This window comes from Streptomyces sp. NPDC048734, from assembly GCF_043198675.1.
GTDB lineage: Bacteria > Actinomycetota > Actinomycetes > Streptomycetales > Streptomycetaceae > Streptomyces.
In genome coordinates this window covers 81,889-98,668 of record NZ_JBICUZ010000002.1, presented here as the reverse complement: position 1 = coordinate 98,668, position 16,780 = coordinate 81,889, and the positions used below count along the sequence as shown (strand labels likewise).

Sequence of the window (16,780 nt, the reverse complement as noted above, 5' to 3'; positions counted from 1 at the left end):
CCGGGCACCGCCGTCGCACACGCCAGGGGAACTTGCCCGCCAACTCCCCTCCGATGTTCACTCCTTCGGGTGGCGGGGCATGCGATGCGCGACCCCTGCCCACCGGCACTGGGAGGGTCGGGAACCGTACCGGACAGGACACGCCACTTGACGGTGTGTCATCCGGCCCATGGGTACACGAGTCAGGAATGCGAGCACCGGTGCAGAAGACGCGGCCTCGGCGCCCAGGCGGCAACACGGCCTCCGAGGGGGGCGCGGAGCGCACCCCCGTCGGCAAGGGCCGCCCCACCCACGTACGCAACCGGTTGATCGTCGCGGTGGCAGTCGTCGCCGCCGCCATCGCCGGAGCGGGCGCGCCCGCCGTCCTCGACGCCTCCGGGCGGTTGAAGGACTCCCAGGACCTGGTCACCCTGGCCGAGCAGACCCAGGACGCGCTCGCGCTCGCCCAGGCGCTCGCCGACGAGCGCGACGAGGTCACCGTCTACGTCGCGGCCGGCCGGACCAAGTCCAAGGCCCCCTCCGCGGAGGGCAGCGCCCGCGTGGACCGGCAGGTGCGCGAGCTGACCGCCGACACCGACACGCCCGCCGCGCTCCGCAAGGACCTCGACGGCATCGCGACCGTGCGCCAGGAGGCCCTCACCGGCCGGAGCACCGCGCTCCAGGCCCACCAGGCCTACTCCGAGGCGATCACCGCGCTGCACGGCCTGGCCGAGCTGCTCGCCGAGCGGATGCCGTCCCGCGCGGGCTCCGGCGCGTACGCCCTCGCCGAACTCGACACCGCCGTCCAGCAGGCCGCCGCGACCCGCGGACTGCTGCTCGCCGCACTGAACGTGCCCACGTCCACCGAGAGCGTCTACGACCCCGTCACCGGCGGGACCTCCACCGAGAAGGTCTCCTCCGACGCCGACACGGAGCGGCGCGACGCCCTGACGGCCGCCGCCCAGCAGGCCCGTCTGCGCTCCGACGCGTCCGTGGCCGCCTTCCGGGAGAACGCGCCCGAACAGGCCGTCGAGTCCTACGACTCCACGGTCACCGGCACGGACGTCGAGAACGCGGAGAAGTACCTCGCGTCCCTCACCGACCAGCCGGAACTGAACGACGACGACCTCGGGACCAGCACCAAGAAGCTCGACGCGGCGCTCGCCGCACGCGTCGAGCTGATGCGCGGCACCGAGTCCGCCCTCTACGACCGCCGCACCAAGGACCTCGCCCAGCTGCGCGACGACGACGTCACCGCGCTGGAGATCCGTATCGCGCTGCTCGGCGCGCTGATCCTGCTGGCCGTCGGCATCGCCACCGCCATGGCACGCAGCCTCACCCGTCCGCTCGCCGTCCTGCGCATCGGGTCCGCCCGGCTGGCCGGCGCCGAGAACCCGGCCGCCGAGGAGCCCCTCCGGTTCACCGGCCGCAACGACGAGTTCGCCCAGGTCGTCCGCTCCGTCAACGCCCTGCACGAGCACGCCGTCGCCCTCCACGAGCGCGTCACCACCCTGGAGTCCGACCGCAAGCACCTCGTCGGACAGCGCCAGCGGATGGCCGACGCCCGCGAGGAGCTGCGCGCCGAACTCGCCGACTCCGCCGCCCAGCTGGAACGACTGCGCGGCAGCATCGGCGGCACCTTCGTCAACCTCTCGCTGCGCACGCTGGGCCTCGTCGAACGGCAGCTCGCGGTCATCGAGGGCCTGGAGGAGCGCGAGCAGGACCCCGACCGGCTGGCCACCCTCTTCAAGCTGGACCACTTCGCCACCGTCATGCGCCGGCACAGCGAGAACCTCCTGGTCCTCGCCGGCACGGAACACGTCCAGCAGCACGCCGGCCCCATCCCGCTGGTCGACGTCGTCCGCGCCGCCGTCAGCGAGATCGAGCGCTACGAGCGCGTCCGCATCTCCGCGCTGCCGCCGCACGCGCACGTGGCCGGCTTCGCCGCGGACGACCTGAGCCACCTGCTGGCCGAACTCATGGAGAACGCCACCTCGTTCTCCCCGCCGGACCTGCCCGTCGAGGTCTCCGGCTGGCTCCTGGAGAACGGCGAGGTCATGCTCTCCGTCCAGGACGAGGGCATAGGCATGACCGAGGAGCGCCTGGCCCGCCTCAACGCCCGCCTCGCCGAGTTCGCCCCGGACTCGCCGTACGAGCAGGAGGGCGAGGAGGGACTCGGCCTCGGCCTGTACGTCGTGGCGCGGCTCGCCCGCCGGCACGGGGTGCGCGTGCAGCTGCGCGAGCAGAAGAAGGGCGGGATCGCGGCCGTCGTCGTCCTCCCGACACCCCTGCTCGCCGCCTCGCCGGCCGCCGCGGTCCCCGCGTCGGCCCCGGGTTCCGCGACGCAGGCCTTCGCCCTGCCCGGCGCGGACGCGGAGGCCAACTCCAACGTCCTGCCCGGCCGCCCGAAGTCCGGCGGCGACCCGCTGGTCGAGGCCGCCGAGCAGGCCGTAAGGGCGGCGGAGCCGGAGACCCCGGCCGAGACGACGATGGAACTCCTCATCCCGGCGGACGCGGGCACGGACGCGGACACGGATGCGGAGGGGACGGCGGACGCGCACGCGGAAGCCGGACAGGAGACGGACACAGCGGCCGCCGAACCCGCCGCTCCCGGACCGGAAGCCGATTCCACCCCCGAGGCCGCTCCCGCATCCGAGGCCGCTCCCGCCCCCGAGGCCGCTCCCGAGCCGGAGGCCGTCCCCGCACCCGAGGCCGCCCCCGCACCGGAATCCGCCCCCGCACCTGTCCCCGAGGCCGTCGAAGGCGCCGACGAGGCGGAGCACACCCGGACCCCCGACGCCTCGGAAGACGTCGTCACCGACAAGGGTCTCCCGAAGCGCACCCCCAAACTGTCCTCACCCACCCAGGCCCCCCGCCAGCGCAGCGGGTCCGTGGACGCCGACGCTCTCCGCCGCCGCCTCGGTGGCTTCCGTCGGGGGGCGGAGGCCGGATACCGCGACGTGGAGGCGGAGATCGCCGAACAGACGGCCCGGAACAAGGTCCCGTCGTCCCAGGAAGCACACGCACACGCCGCAGAAGACACGGGGGGCACAGTCGAGGAGGCAAGCAGTTGACCGCGTCCAGTACCTTCGGACTGAGCAGTGAAGCCCGCAACCTGCACTGGCTGCTGACGAACCTCGTGGAGGAGGTGCCAGGCATCCAGTCCGTCGCCGTCGTCTCCTCCGACGGTCTGCTCCTGCTCTCCTCGGACCCGGGCCGCCACGACGCGGCACGCGAGTCCCTGGGAGCCAGACCCACCGGCCCGCGCGGTTCCGCCGCCGACCTGGCCACCATCGTCTCCGGCATCGGCAGCCTCACCATCGGCGCCGCCAAGCTCATCGGGTTCGGCGGGGTCAAGCACACGATGATCGCCATGGACGAGGGCAGCCTCTTCGTGATGTCGATCAGCGACGGCTCGCTGCTCGGCGTGCACGGCTCCGCCGACTGCGACATGAACGTGGTGGCCTACCACATGGCCCTGTTCGTGGGCCGCGCCGGCCACGTCCTGACCCCCGAACTCCGCAGCGAACTGCGCAGATCCCTGGAGTCGGAGACGACGGGGAGCGGCCGATGAGCAAGGCGCCGCAGAACCGCAGGCCGCAGCTCCCCGTCCGGGGCGGCGACCGCAGGCCGGCCCGCGTCCGCCCCTACTCGCTGACCGGCGGCCGTACCCGCTTCGGTCACGTCCTCCTCGTCGAGACGTTCGTGGCGACCACGGCCGAGCTCGAGGCGCCCGAGGAGCGCAAGGAACTGACCGGGGGTACCGCCCATGCGTTGAGCTATGGGGGAGGCTCCCTCACCACCCGGGTCATGCCGGAGCTGCGGGCCATCGTCGAACTGTGCCGCCGGATGCGCACGGTGGCCGAGATCGCCGCGCTGCTGAAGATGCCGCTCGGCGTGGTCCGGGTGCTCCTCAGCGACCTCGCGGACCAGGGAAAGATCCGTGTGTACGGCACCGGGACCGGTCACGGTACGGGCCGTCCCGACCGCGCTCTGCTGGAAAGGGTGCTGAGTGGACTCCGTCGTCTCTGACGCCGACACCCCCTTCGGGGTGTCCCCGCTCCTCGACGAACCGGACGAGGAACTGAAGTCCTGGCAGACGGACCGCACGCGGGCCCCCGTCGCCACGAAGATCGTGGTGGCCGGCGGCTTCGGCGCCGGCAAGACCACCCTCGTCGGCACCGTCTCCGAGATCACGCCCCTCACGACCGAGGCGCTGATGACCGAGGCCAGCGAGGAGACCGACGACCTCACCGGCACCCCGGACAAGGTCACCACCACGGTGGCCATGGACTACGGCCGCATCACGCTCGACGACGACCTGGTGCTCTACCTGTTCGGCACGCCGGGCCAGCAGCGGTTCTGGTTCATGTGGGACGACCTGGTGCGCGGCGCGATCGGCGCCGTCGTCCTCGCCGACACCCGCCGGCTGAAGGACTGCTTCCCCGCGCTCGACTACTTCGAGAGCTGCGGACTGCCGTACGTCGTGGCCGTGAACCACTTCGACGACAGCGAGCTGTTCGAGCCGGAGGACGTACGGGAGGCGCTGACCGTCCCGAAGCACATACCTGTCATGATCATGGACGCGCGCCGCCGGATCTCCGTGATCGAGACCCTCCTGGCCCTGGTGGGCCACGCGCTCGACGAAACCCCCGAGTAGGAGACAGCCCCGCATGCGGAAGATACTCGTCGTCGGAGCCGGCCAGTCCGGTCTCCAGCTCGCCCTCGGCCTCCAGTCGCACGGGTACGAGGTCACCCTGATGTCCAACCGGACCGCGGACGAGATCCGCGCCGGCCGGGTGATGTCGACGCAGTGCATGTTCCACACGGCCCTCCAGCACGAGCGCGACCTCCAGCTGAACTTCTGGGAGCAGCAGGCCCCGAGGATCGAGGGACTCGGCGTCTCGGTGGCGGCGCCCGGCTCGCACGACCCCGGCCCGACCCAGCGCGCCATCGACTGGGTGGGCAGGCTCGACGGGTACGCGCAGTCCGTCGACCAGCGCGTGAAGATGGCCGGCTGGATGGAGACGTTCGCGCAGCGCGGCGGCCAGCTGGTGATCCACGGCGCGGCGGTCTCCGACCTCGACTACTTCTCCCGCGCCTACGACCTCGTCCTCGTCTCCGCGGGCAAGGGCGAGCTGGTGCACATGTTCGGCCGCGACGCGTCCCGCTCCCCGTACGGCGAGCCGCAGCGCGCGCTGGCGGTGGCCTACGTGCACGGTATGGCCCCGCGTCCGGAGCACCCGGACATGGAGGCGGTCCGCTGCAACCTGGTGCCCGGCGTCGGCGAGATGTTCATCATGCCGACCTTCACCACCTCGGGCCGCGCCGACATCCTGTTCTGGGAGGGCGTACCCGGCGGCCCGCTGGACGTCTTCAAGGGGGTCAAGGACCCCTCGGAGCACCTCGCCCTGACCCTGGAACTCATGGAGAAGTTCCTCCCCTGGGAGTACGCGCGGGCCACCGAGGTCGAGCTGACCGACGCCGGCGGCACCCTCGCCGGCCGCTACGCCCCCACCGTCCGCAACCCGATCGGCCGCCTCCCCGGCGGGGGCCTGGTGCTGGGCGTCGCCGACGTCGTCGTCGCCAACGACCCGATCACCGGCCAGGGTTCCAACTCCGCGTCCAAGTGCGCGGCCTCCTACCTCGCCTCGATCCTCGAGCAGGGCGAGAAGGAGTTCGACGAGGCGTGGATGCAGGCGACGTTCGACCGCTACTGGGACACCGCCCGGCACGTCACCAAGTGGACGAACGCGATGCTCGCCCCGCCGCCGGAGCACGTCCTGGGCCTCATCGGCGCGGCCGGCGCGCTCCAGCCGGTCGCCGACCGCTTCGCCAACGGCTTCAACAACCCCGCGGACTTCGAGAACTTCTTCTACGAGCCGGAGAAGACGGCCGCCTACCTGGAGTCGCTCGCCGGGGCCTGAGCCCCGGAAGAGTCCTCACCGCCCGGTGCGGGCAGGCCGGTCGTGGCGTCGTTGCCCTCGTCCGGGCCGTCCGTCGCGGTCTCCGGGAGGACGGGCGGCTCGTACCGGGGGCCGGACGGCTCCAGAGGGTCCGGACGTACGGCTCCGAGGACCGGGTTGGCCGCGATCGGGGACACCTTCACCGCGGCCCCCGGTCGCGGAGCCTGGATCACCCTCCCCCCGCCCAGGTAGATCGCGACGTGCGTGGCCTCGGGGAAGTAGACGACCAGGTCGCCGGGGCGCAGTTCGGCCAGGGGGATGTGTTCGAGTTCGGCCCACTGCTCCTGGCTGGTGCGGGGGATGGGGGAGCCTGCGGCCCGCCAGGCCTCGGAGGTCAGGCCCGAGCAGTCGTAGGACGCCGGGCCCTCCGCGCCCCACTCGTACGGTTTGCCGAGCTGGCGCACGGCGTAGCGCACCGCGCGGTCGCCCTCCTCCGACGGGTTGCGGTCGTCGCTCAGCGCGCCGGAGGCCATGATCTCCTCCTGGGCCTCGGCGACGCCGTCGCGTTCGAGGCGGGCGAGGGCCGCGAGCTGGTCGGCGGTGAGGGAGGAGAGGAGCTCCTCCACGTCGTCCAGCCGGCGGCGTACCGCGTCGCGTTCCTTCTTCCGGCGCTCGGTGAGGGTGAGTTGTTCGTCGAGGGCGGCGCGGGCCCGGCGGGCGAGGCCGTCGGCCTTGCGTTCGCTGCCCTCCAGCCGCCCCACCGTCTCCGCGCGCTCGCGCGCCAACCGGCCGATCACATGGCCCTGGTCGAGGGCGCGCTGCGGGTCGCGGGCGAGCAGCAGCCGTACGTAGGGGGAGAGGTCGGTGCTGGTCTGGTACTGCCGACTGGCCAGCCGGCCGGCCGCGCCCCGGCTCTCCTGGAGGGACAGACGGGTCCTGGCCAGCGCCGCGGTGAGCCGATCGGCCTCGGCCCGGCGTTCCTTGAGCTTCTCCTCGGTGGCGTTGTAGGTCTCGGTGGCCCGTTCGGCCTCCCGGTACAGCTTCTGAAGGTCCGTCAGCAGCTCGGCCACCGAACGTTCGCCGCCCGTCGGCGGTTCCGGTACGGCCGCGGCGACCCCGGGGATCAGCAGCGCCTGCGCGGCCAGCGCCGTCGTACACACGACACCCAGCAGACTCAGAAGCCTTCCTGACACGTCATCACCTCCGCCGCGGGGCGGCCCCTCCGCCCCGCACGGCGAGCATCAGGTGCGCGTGCGGATCCCGCGCGCCGGGTGTGAGCGGTTCGGCGCAACGGGGTCACCCGTCGGCGTCGTCCCGGTCGCCGCACGGCGTGGCGCCGGGCTTCGGCCCTCACGGTGTGGCGTCGGGCTTCGGCCCCTCACGACGTGGCGCCGGGCCCGGCGTCCGGCTTCGACCACGGCCACTTCAGCCGGGTGTCCTTCTTCCCGCCCTCCGGGTCGTAGGCGTACTTCCAGCCCCGTCGCAGGCCGAGCTTCCCGCCGGAGCCGCGCGGCACGCGCCGGTAGACGAGGACGGTGGGCGGGCCGCCGGCGCCGTCCGGCACCGGGATGCGGTACGTCTTCGGCGGGTGGCCGGTCGGACCCAGCAGTACGGGGAGGACACGGCCGTCCATGGGGCCGCCCTCGAAGGGGGTGTCTTCGCTCTTCACGGGACCAGTGTCGATCAGGTGTCCGCCGCGAGCGCACCACGGAGCAGCTCGGCGGTCTGGGCGTCCCGCTCCGCGGTCACCGCGAGGACGGCGACGAACTGGTCGACCAGCCAGTCCCGCAGCTCGTCGGCGGGCGGCTGCTTGTCCTCGTCGAGCCAGATCAGCGAGGCCGCCTCGACCGCCGTGATCCACATCCGGACGGTCATCCGCAGCCGGGGCCCGGGGTCGGCCACGCCCAGGTGGCTGTAGACGCGCTCGGCCGCGGCCCGCCGCACGCCGTCCACGATGGCGGTCGTACGGGAGGTCTCGACGACGCTGCCGCCCTGGAGGAGGGCGCTGAAGCCGGCGTCGTGCCGGCCGACGAAGGTGAGGTAGCGGTCCAGGGCGCGGGCGAGCCGGGGGAGCGGCGGGCCCTCGTGGGGCTCGTCGAAGCAGTGCCGCAGCTCGTCGGCGGCGGTCCGCAGCGCGGCCTCGTACAACTGCTGCTTGCCGCCGGGGAAGTACCGGTACACCAGGGGCCGGGAAACCCCGGCGGCCTCGGCCACGTCGTCCAGCGAGACGTCCTCGGGGACGCGGTGCGCGAACAGCGACAGGGCGGCCTCCAGCAGCTGGCTGCGGCGCTCCTCGACGCTGAGGCGACGGTAGGCGGGGGCGGCGGGGCTCATGACGTGCAGCGTAATCGCCCGCCCCCGCGGCGCGCCTACGCCAGCAGTCCCGAGGACTTCCACAGCCGCCGTCCCACCCCGCGCAGCACGCCGATGTCGTCGAGGAAGTCCGTCAGGCGCTTCGCGCCGGTCTGCATGACCTCGCGGCGGTGGCCGCTGGCCTTGACCTGGGCGAGCGCCTCCCGCTTGTCCAGGCCGACGTTGGTGTAGACGTCGGGGTTCACGAAGGCCACCGAGAACACCCGGGCGAACTCGCCGGAGGTCACCCGCGTGAACTCCTGCGACCACCTCGGCGCGGTCACCATCTGCCGCCGCAGCTCCTCACGGGCGTACCGCACGTGCCGGGCCTCCTCCACCACGTGGATGCGGGTGACCCCGCGGATCAGGGTCTGGACCCGCTCGTCGGGGAAGGTCAGCCGCTGCATCCAGTCGAGGATCTCCTCGCCGAGCAGGGTGGCCGTGAAGGAGCCGGGCGTGGTGGAGACGGTCTTGAACAGGCGGCCGAGGTGCTGGTGGGCGCGGCTCACCGGGTACCAGGGGGTGCCGCCCTGCGCGATCAGCCGGGCGAACATCTTCGAGTGCCGGCACTCGTCCTCGATCTCGGTGAGCGCGTACCGCACGTGCGCGCTCGTCGCCGCCTTGTCGTAGATGTGCCGGCACAGCAGCTGCATCAGGATGATCTCGAACCAGATGCCGAGCGAGGCCAGTGCGGCGGACTCGTGCTGGGACAGCAGGATCCGCTGCTCCTCACCCATCTTCTTCCACAGCGGGGTGCCGTACAGCGACACCAGCTCCGGCGGCCAGAACCACTTGCCCTCCTCGAAGGGCGCGTCCCAGTCCAGTTCCCGGTCCGGGTCGAAGGAGTGCTTGGCGGAAGAGGCGAGCAGCCGCTCGGCCACCTGCTCCCGGTCCTTGAGCAGTCCGAGCGCGTCGCGCAGGCCGTCCAGCGCGTCGGCTTCCGTCAGGGTCGTCATGGCTGATCCACCTCGTCGTACGGGGGCGGGTACGGGGTCGCACGGCAAGTGGGCCGGGTCCAGCGGGGTCGGGTACGCGGTCGTGCGGGGGTTACCGGCGGTTCACTTGCCCAGTGCTCTTATGAGACTGCCTGTCAGCAAGCTCGTCAATCCCCCGGGCGGAACTCGCCGGCTCCGCGGCCACCCCGTACGCGCGTGGGACACTTGCCGGGCCGTGAGCCGCAGGGGGGAGACCGAGTGGGCACCGCACCGCACAGAGCCGCCGCGCGTCGCAGTCTGGAGGGCCTCGCCCTCGGCGACGCCTTCGGCGAGCGCTGGTTCCCGCTGTTCAGGGACCGGCGGCAGGCCTACGCCGAGGTCCGCGCCCGCCGGATGCCCGAGGAGTCCCACTGGCACTGGACCGACGACACCGCGATGGCGCTCGGCCTGCTCCGGGTGCTCGACCGGTACGGCGAGGTGCGGCAGCGTGAGCTGGCCCTCGCCCTCGCCCTCGGCTACGCCGCAGATCCGGCCCGCGGCTACGGCCACGGCATGCACGACCTGTTGCCCCGCGTGCTCCGGGAACCGGACCGCTGGCCCGAGTTCGCCCGCGACCTGTTCGGCGGCGAGGGCAGCCTCGGCAACGGCGCGGCGATGCGGGTGGCGCCCCTGGGCGCCTGGTTCCACGCCGACCTCGGGCAGGTCGTCGAGCAGGCCGGCCGCTCGGCCGAGGTCACCCACGCCCACCCCGAGGGTCTCGCGGGCGCGGTCGCCGTGGCGGTGGCGGCGGCCCTGTCGGCCCGCGGCCGGCTGAGCATCGCCGAGGTGGCGGCGCTCACTCCGGACAGCGCCACCCGCGACGGGCTCACGCGCGCGGCCGGCCTCCCCTTCGCCACCGAGCCGTGGAAGGCCTCCGACCTCCTCGGCAACGGTCAGCGCATCCGCGCCGACGACACCGTCCCCTTCGCCGTCTGGACCGCCGCCCGGCACCCCGACGACCTCGTCGGCGCCCTGTGGGCCACCGCCGAGGGCTTCGGTGACGTGGACACGACCTGCGCGATCACCGGCGGCATCGTGGCCGCCCGCACCGGCGTCGACGCCGTACCGGAGCAATGGCTCCGGCGGCGGGAGGCCCTGCCCGCGGGAGCGGACGGGCGGTGACGGCGACGGGACCGGGACCGGGACCAGGACCGGGCTCGAGCGCGGTCGTCGGCATCCGACGCCGCCCGGCCCGCCCCGGCCGGGGCCGTGGGCCGGGGCTCAGACCGAGCACCCCAGGTCCTCGGGCGCCTCGAAGGCGACCGGCTCCGCGCCCCGCGCCGGGAACGACGTCCGCAGGGTGAAGGCGTACGGAGTCGGGCCGTGCGCGCGCAGGTGGAGCAGCCGGGTCTCAGCCTCCGCGACGGTCGGGCGGTGGCCCGCCGGCACCCACCACAGGGCCGTCATCGCCTCCTGGACCCGCTCGAACCACTCCCGCCGCCGGGCGAGCATCTCGCGGTGGCGGCCCTGGTACATGTACGCGGTCAGGGCGTCCCGGTCCCGCCACACCGTCAGGTTGACGATCAGCCAGTCGTCGCCGAAGACCGCGACGTCGGTGGCGTCGCCCTGCTCCGACTGGAGCCGCCACACGAAGCCGTCCGCGGCTTCCGCGTCGGCGTTGACGGGGTCGAGGGCGTCCACGAAGTCCTTCAACTCGGGTGAGTCCAGAGGGAACTTGAGGCGGGCGAGGTTGACCTGGGCGAGTTGGGGGGCCGGTGATGCGGTGGCTGCGTCAGTCATGAGCGCACGGTAGGACGCACCTTTCCGGTGCGGGAAGACCCCGTCTCACGGGGTGAGCACCGCCTCCATGACCGACCGCGCGATCGGCGCCGCGAGCCCGCCCCCGGTGATGTCCCGCCGTCGCGCCGCCGAGTCCTCCACCACCACCGCGACCGCCACCTTCGGCTCCATGTCCCGGTCGCCCTGCGCCCAGGAGACGAACCAGGCGTACGGCGTCCCGGCGTTGCCGATGCCGTGCTGCGCGGTGCCGGTCTTGCCGCCCACGGTCGCGCCCGCGATCGCGGCGTTCTTCCCGGTCCCCTCGCGCACCACGTCCGCCATCAGCTCCCGCAGCCGCCGCGCGGTCGACGGCCGCAGCACCTGCCGCGCCGGACGCGGACCGGCCGAGGCCACGGTCGCCCCGCCGCCGCGTGTCGTCCGCTCCACCAGGTACGGCGTCCGCAGCTGCCCCCCGTCGGCGACGGCCGCCGAGACCATCGCCATCTGGAGCGGCGTGGCCCGCGTGTTGTACTGCCCGATCGAGGACAGGGCCAGCTGGGCCCGGTCCAGCGAGGTGTCGAAGGTGCTCCGCGCGACGGCGAACGGGATCCGTACGTCGGCCGCATTGAACCCGAACGCCTCCGCCGTGCCCACCATGTCGGCGAGCCCCACATCCACGCCGAGTTTCGCGAACACCGTGTTGCACGACCACATGAACGCCTCCCGCAGCGGCGCGTCCTCGCAGCCCTCGCCTTCGTTCGCCAGCAGCGTCCTCGTGCCGGGCAGCCGGTACGGCGCCGGCGAGTCGGTCGGCGCGTCCAGGTCCCTGATCACCCCCGCGTCCAGCGCCGCCGCCGCGGTGACCACCTTGAACGTCGACCCCGGCGGGTACGTCTGCCGCACCGCCCGGTTCAGCATCGGCCGGTCCGGGTCGGAGTTCAGCCTCGCCCACGCCCGCTCGACCCGCGGCCCGTTCCCGGACAGCGCGGCGGGGTCGTACGACGGTGCCGACACCAGCGCCAGGATCCGTCCCGTCGTCGGCTCCACCGCCGCCACCGCGCCCTTGCGGCCGGCCAGCGCCTCGTACGCCGCCCGCTGTGCCCGCGGATCCAGGGTCGTCACCACGTTCCCGCCGGCCGGCAGGGACCGGGTGACGTCGTTCCACAGCGGCAACGGCGCGAGCCGGGGGTCCGTACCGGAGAGGACGCCGTCGTGCGCGTGCTCCAGGAACGTCGTCCCGTACACCTGTGAGGCGAACCCGGTCACCGGCGCGTACAACGGGCCGTTGAGATACGTCCGTTCGTAGCGCAGCTGCTCCCTGGTGTCCCGGGAGCCGGTGACCGGCACGCCCTCCACCAGGATGTCCCCGCGGGGCTGGCCGTAACGGGCGATGGAGGCACGCCGGTTGGCCGGGTTGCCGTCGTAGGCGTCGGACCGGACGACCTGGACGCGGGCGGCGTTGACGAGCAGGGCCACCAGGAGGAGGGCGCAGAAGAACGCGGCGTGGCGGATGTGACGGGACATCACGGGATCACCTCGGATCGCGGGCGGCGGCCTCGGCACGCGGCCGTGCCCCCCGTGCGGGGCCTCCTGTCGCGCGGGGACCGCCCGTGCCGCACGGCGGCCTCCCCGCCCGTCCCCTCGTCCGTCCTCGCGCCCGTCCTCCCGCCCGTCTCGTCCGTCCCCTCGTCCGCCCGCTGGAGTCCGTTCACGGCGCGGCCCTCCCGTCGTACTGGCGTCGTGCCGAATTGCTGACGCGGATCAGCAGCGCCACGATCGCCCAGTTGGTGACGACCGAGGAGCCGCCCTGCGCGAGGAACGGCATCGCCATCCCGGTCAGGGGGATCAGGCCGCTCACCCCGCCCGCGATCACGAACACCTGGAGCGCCCAGATCGAGGCGAGCCCGACCGCCAGCAGCCGGCCGAAGGGGTCGCGCAGGGCCAGCCCGGCCCGGTAGCCGCGCTCCACCAGCAGCCCGTACAGCAGGAACAGCGCGGAGAGCCCCGCCAGGCCCAGTTCCTCACCGGCCGTCGCCAGGATGAAGTCCGACTTGACGGCGAAGCCGATCAGGACGGAGTGGCCGCGCCCGAGACCGGTGCCGAAGGTACCGCCGGCGGCGAAGGAGAACAGCGACTGCGCCAGCTGGTTGGGCCCCTCGCCCGCCTCGATCGACGCGAACGGGTGCAGCCAGTCCTCGACCCGGCCGTGGACGTGCGGCTCCAGCAGGCCGACGGCGGCCGCGCCCAGCGAGGCCAGCACCAGCCCGACCGCGGTCCACCCGACCCGGCCGGTGGCCACGTACAGCATCACCACGAAGAGGCCGAAGAAGAGCAGCGAGGTGCCGAGGTCGCGCTCCAGGACGAGGACGCCGACGCTCAGCAGCCAGATCGCGACGACCGGCCCGAGGACCCGGCCGGTCGGCAGCTGCACGAACCCGATCCGGCGGCCCGCGTGCGCGAGCGCCGTGCGGTTTGCCGCGAGGTACGCCGCGAAGAACACCGCGAGCAGGACTTTCGCGAACTCGCCGGGCTGGATGGAGAATCCGGCGACCCTGATCCAGATCCGGGCGCCGTTGACCGCCGGGAAGAAGATCGGCAGCGTCAGCAGGGCCAGCGCGGTGACCACGCACACGTACGCGTACCGCTGGAGCACCCGGTGGTCGCGCAGGGCGGCGACGACGAAGACGAACAGGGCCACACCCAGCGTCGACCAGACGAGCTGGGTGGGCGCCGCCCGGTCGCCGGGCGTCTCCAGGTCCAGCCGGTAGATCAGCACCAGCCCGATCCCGTTGAGCAGCACCCCGATGGGCAGCAGCAGCGGGTCGGCGTACGGCGCGCGCAGCCGGACCGTCAGATGCGCCAGCAGCGCGAGCACACCGAGCCCGGCACCGTAGCCGGCGGCGCCGGGCGGGACGGTGCCGTTCCTGGCGAGGCCGACGGCGCAGTAGCCGTACACCGACAGCAGGACGGCCAGGACGATGAGGGAGAGTTCGACGCCGCGGCGCCTGGGCAGGCGCGCCACCGGGTCCGGTGCGTCCGCCGTCGGGACGATGACTTCGGCTCCGGCGTGCATCATGTCCGGAACTTACCCAAATGGGGCTCCTCGTGAGCCTTGGTGGACGGTCGGTGTCAGCATCGGCGCGGCGTCGGCCCGAGGTCGCGGATGTAGCGCGCCGCACCGTAGGCCCAGGCGCCGTCCCTGAGGAGGTACCACTGGGAGTTGCCGTCCACCTTCTGGCCGGTGGTCCGGCAGTAGACGGTGACGACGTCGCCGCGGAAGGCGACGCGGACCACCTTGCCGCCGCGGTTCGGCGCGTTGCGCAGCAGCAGCTTGTTCGCGGTGACGACGCCCTTGTACAGGCGCGGGGCCTGACGGTGGGTGCTGCCCTGGCCGCCCTCGCTCGCGGTGGCGGGGGTGACGGCGGCCGCGGCGGCGAGGGTGCCGGCGGCACCGGCTACGGCGAACCGGGTGAGGGCGGAGCGCAGGGGCATGGGGCACCTCCGGGAAGGGGGCGGAATCGACTTACCGCCACATTAGGAGGAGCCGCCGCGGGCCGCCCGTCACGCTGCGCCATCGGGGAGACCCCGGCCGCCGGGGGGCGTGGTCCCGTCGCGGGGAACCGTCTTCGGGGGCGGTGTGTGAGGCAGCGTCAGCGTGGCCACCGCGCCGCCGTCCGGCGCGTTGGAGAAGGCCAGCCGGGCGCCCAGCACCTCCGCCTGACCGGCCGCGATCGTCAGCCCGAGGCCGTGCCCCTTCGCGCCCCCCTCGGTGCGGAACCGTTGCGGCCCGTGCGCCGTCAGGTACTCCGGATAGCCGTCCCCGTGGTCCCGCACGGTCACCACCGGCCCGTCCACCGTCAGCACCACCGGCGCCCGCCCGTGCCGGTGCGCGTTGGCGACGAGATTCCCGAGGACCCGCTCCAGTCGGCGCCGGTCGGTCTCGACCCGGGCGTCGCGCACGACCCTGACCTCGGTGCCGGTGCCGGTGCCGGTGCCGGTGCCGGTGCCGGTGCCCGGATGGGTGCCCGGGTGGGTTCCCGTGCCCGGGGAGGCGCTCGACGGGGTGCCGGAGGAGGCCGCCGCCGCCCGTACCACCCGGCGGGCCACCGCCCCCAGGTCCTCGGTGTCCGGCTCCAGCCGCTCGCGTCCGGTGTCCAGGCGGGAGATCTCCAGCAGGTCCTCGGTGAGCGTGCGCAGGGCCGCCACCCGGTCGCGCACCAGCTCCGTGGGCCGGCCCGGCGGCAGCAGCTCGGCCGCCGCGTGCAACCCGGTCAGCGGGGTGCGCAGCTCGTGCGCCACGTCGGCGGTGAAGCGCTGCTCGCTCAGCAGCTTGCCCTGGAGCGAGGACGCCATCGAGTCCAGCGCGACGGCGACGGCGGCCACCTCGTCCTGCGGGCGGGTCGGATCCTTGGTCCGGGGGTCGTCCACGCGCGCGTCCAGGTCACCGGCGCTGATCCGCCGGGCGACCCGCGCGGTGGCGTGCAGCCGCCGCGTCACCCGGGTCACCGCGAACGCGCCGACCAGCAGCGTCGCCCCGATCGCCAGCGCCGACGAGCACAGGATCGCGTTGTCCAGCGCCTCGATGGTGCGGGCGCTCTGCGCGTAGTCGACGGTGACCGCGAGGGCCCTCCCCCGCCCTCCGGGCGGGGGGACCCCCCTCTCGCTCCGCTCGCCGTCGGCGGGCCCGGCGGCCCACATCGTCGGCCGCCCGCGGTGCTCGGCGACCATCGTGCCGCGCTCTCCCGACACCGCCAGGGCCCGCAGCGCCGCGGGCAGCCCCGGCGGGTCGACGCCCGCGCCGGGGCCGAGCGTGTCCCCCGCCTCGAACGCCGCCGTGGCGTCCGCCAGCCGGGACAGCGCGAGATCGCGGGCCTCGCCGACGGTCCGGTGGGTCACCGAGACGTGCACGAGGACGCCGAGCAGCGCGGCGAGCGCACAGCACATCACCGTGATGAACACGGCGGCCTTCACGGCGAGCGTGCCGGACCACCGGGGGAGCGCGAGCCTCATCGGCCGCTCACGGGGGCCGAGGGGGAGGCCCCCGAGGTGGACGCCCCGGAGGTGGACGTCGGCCGGGGCGGGCGGGTCCGCCCGTCGCCCCGCCCCTGCGTCCGCACCATCTCGTCGTGCGTGAGCAGCATCGCCCGCTGGTCCTGGTCCCACGTCCACTGGAGGCGGTACTCGTACCCGGCGACCTCGGAGGGCGAGCGGATGATCACCGACCGCCCGGCCAGCTCCACCGCGCTCACGGCGTCCTCCCACCCCATGACCTGCACCAGCCGGTGCTCATCGACCGTGTACACGCGGACGGCCGTCAGGTCACCGGGCAACTGGCGGAAGCCCAGAGTCAGTTCGTCCCGTCCGTCACCGGTCAGATCCCGGTGGTACGGCCGCAGCACAGGGCAGGGGGGCCGCCCGACGCCGCTCTCGTCGCAGTCGGCGATCCGGTCGGCCGTCTCGCGGTACGGAGCCTTGGAGCCGGTGTAGTCGCCCGGATGTGCGGCGATCTCGCGGCGTACGACCTCCAGCGGGTCCACCCGGCGGATGTCGTCGGCGGGAACGGCGACCCCCTTCACGACCTCGGTGTTCACCTCGTCGGTGTCGAACGCCGGACTCGACGCCGCCGGCAGGTCCGGCCACAGCTTCTCCGGGCTGACCGCTGTCGGCGTCGCCCCCGCGCCCCGCAGCCCGCCGGCGTCGCCGCAGGCCGCGGTCGCCGACGCGAGCAGGGCGACGGCCGCCAGCGCGAGGGCGGTACGGGTGGGACGCAGGTGCGGCACGGGGCTCCTGTGATCAGGGTGACGGGCGGCCCCGTACACCCTATTCGTGGGGAAGTCCTTTTTGCGTACC

The 16,780-nt window shown here is 73.7% G+C and carries 16 protein-coding genes; 6 read left to right on the top strand and 10 right to left on the bottom strand.

Annotation, left to right across the window (positions count from 1 at the left end; all coding sequences use genetic code 11):
- Positions 1-200: 200 nt before the first annotated feature.
- The 5 genes from ACGFQC_RS05660 to ACGFQC_RS05640 are packed head-to-tail and all read left to right on the top strand — an operon-like array spanning position 201 to position 5,906.
- Complete coding sequence (locus ACGFQC_RS05660; protein ID WP_363090989.1) at positions 201-3,053, top strand: nitrate- and nitrite sensing domain-containing protein; 2,853 nt, start codon at positions 201-203, stop codon at positions 3,051-3,053.
- On the top strand, positions 3,050-3,553 hold the full coding sequence (locus ACGFQC_RS05655) for a roadblock/LC7 domain-containing protein (RefSeq protein ID WP_363090988.1): 504 nt from the start codon (positions 3,050-3,052) through the stop codon (positions 3,551-3,553). Before ACGFQC_RS05660 ends, ACGFQC_RS05655 begins: the two co-directional genes overlap by 4 nt.
- Positions 3,550-4,011: a DUF742 domain-containing protein gene (locus ACGFQC_RS05650; RefSeq protein ID WP_363090987.1), complete on the top strand. Its 462-nt coding sequence runs from the start codon at positions 3,550-3,552 to the stop codon at positions 4,009-4,011. The genes ACGFQC_RS05655 and ACGFQC_RS05650 overlap by 4 nt, the downstream gene beginning before the upstream one ends.
- A complete protein-coding gene (locus tag ACGFQC_RS05645) occupies positions 3,992-4,639 on the top strand; it encodes an ATP/GTP-binding protein (RefSeq protein WP_363090986.1) in 648 nt (215 codons plus the stop codon). Before ACGFQC_RS05650 ends, ACGFQC_RS05645 begins: the two co-directional genes overlap by 20 nt.
- 13 nt (positions 4,640-4,652) lie before the next feature.
- Entirely contained in the window at positions 4,653-5,906 is a 1,254-nt protein-coding gene (locus ACGFQC_RS05640; RefSeq protein WP_363090985.1) for a styrene monooxygenase/indole monooxygenase family protein, read from the top strand.
- Here the strand turns inward: ACGFQC_RS05640 and ACGFQC_RS05635 are convergent.
- The 4 genes from ACGFQC_RS05635 to ACGFQC_RS05620 all read right to left on the bottom strand — a co-directional run bounded on the left by ACGFQC_RS05635 (position 5,879) and on the right by ACGFQC_RS05620 (position 9,193).
- Entirely contained in the window at positions 5,879-7,078 is a 1,200-nt protein-coding gene (locus tag ACGFQC_RS05635) for an NlpC/P60 family protein (RefSeq protein WP_363090984.1), read from the bottom strand. The two genes, ACGFQC_RS05640 and ACGFQC_RS05635, sit on opposite strands and share 28 nt — an antisense overlap.
- A 185-nt stretch (positions 7,079-7,263) precedes the next feature.
- Entirely contained in the window at positions 7,264-7,554 is a 291-nt protein-coding gene (locus tag ACGFQC_RS05630; RefSeq protein ID WP_363090983.1) for a hypothetical protein, read from the bottom strand.
- Between the two features lie 14 nt (positions 7,555-7,568).
- The gene (locus ACGFQC_RS05625) at positions 7,569-8,219 is read right to left on the bottom strand and encodes a helix-turn-helix domain-containing protein (RefSeq protein WP_363090982.1); all 651 of its coding nucleotides are present in this window, start codon (positions 8,217-8,219) and stop codon (positions 7,569-7,571) included.
- Positions 8,220-8,254: 35 nt separating this feature from the next.
- Positions 8,255-9,193: a diiron oxygenase gene (locus ACGFQC_RS05620; RefSeq protein WP_363090981.1), complete on the bottom strand. Its 939-nt coding sequence runs from the start codon at positions 9,191-9,193 to the stop codon at positions 8,255-8,257.
- 237 nt (positions 9,194-9,430) lie between these two features.
- On the opposite strand from ACGFQC_RS05620, the gene ACGFQC_RS05615 reads away from it, so the two are divergent.
- A complete protein-coding gene (locus ACGFQC_RS05615; RefSeq protein ID WP_363090980.1) occupies positions 9,431-10,333 on the top strand; it encodes an ADP-ribosylglycohydrolase family protein in 903 nt (300 codons plus the stop codon).
- Between the two features lie 99 nt (positions 10,334-10,432).
- On the opposite strand, the gene ACGFQC_RS05610 is transcribed toward ACGFQC_RS05615, so the two are convergent.
- The 6 genes from ACGFQC_RS05610 to ACGFQC_RS05585 all read right to left on the bottom strand — a co-directional run bounded on the left by ACGFQC_RS05610 (position 10,433) and on the right by ACGFQC_RS05585 (position 16,710).
- Positions 10,433-10,951 carry a DUF3291 domain-containing protein gene (locus ACGFQC_RS05610; protein WP_363090979.1) on the bottom strand — a complete coding sequence of 173 codons (519 nt, stop codon included), beginning with the start codon at positions 10,949-10,951 and terminating at the stop codon, positions 10,433-10,435.
- 45 nt (positions 10,952-10,996) lie between these two features.
- Positions 10,997-12,454, bottom strand: a complete 1,458-nt coding sequence (locus ACGFQC_RS05605) for a penicillin-binding protein 2 (protein ID WP_363090978.1) — start codon at positions 12,452-12,454, stop codon at positions 10,997-10,999.
- 184 nt (positions 12,455-12,638) lie between these two features.
- A complete protein-coding gene (locus ACGFQC_RS05600; RefSeq protein WP_363090977.1) occupies positions 12,639-14,006 on the bottom strand; it encodes an FtsW/RodA/SpoVE family cell cycle protein in 1,368 nt (455 codons plus the stop codon).
- 53 nt (positions 14,007-14,059) lie between these two features.
- Positions 14,060-14,422, bottom strand: coding sequence for an SH3 domain-containing protein (locus ACGFQC_RS05595; RefSeq protein ID WP_363090976.1), 363 nt, complete (start codon positions 14,420-14,422; stop codon positions 14,060-14,062).
- A 69-nt stretch (positions 14,423-14,491) separates the two neighbouring features.
- Entirely contained in the window at positions 14,492-15,940 is a 1,449-nt protein-coding gene (locus ACGFQC_RS05590) for a HAMP domain-containing sensor histidine kinase (RefSeq protein ID WP_363090975.1), read from the bottom strand.
- Entirely contained in the window at positions 15,937-16,710 is a 774-nt protein-coding gene (locus ACGFQC_RS05585; RefSeq protein WP_363090974.1) for a hypothetical protein, read from the bottom strand. Before ACGFQC_RS05585 ends, ACGFQC_RS05590 begins: the two co-directional genes overlap by 4 nt.
- Positions 16,711-16,780 lie beyond the last annotated feature (70 nt).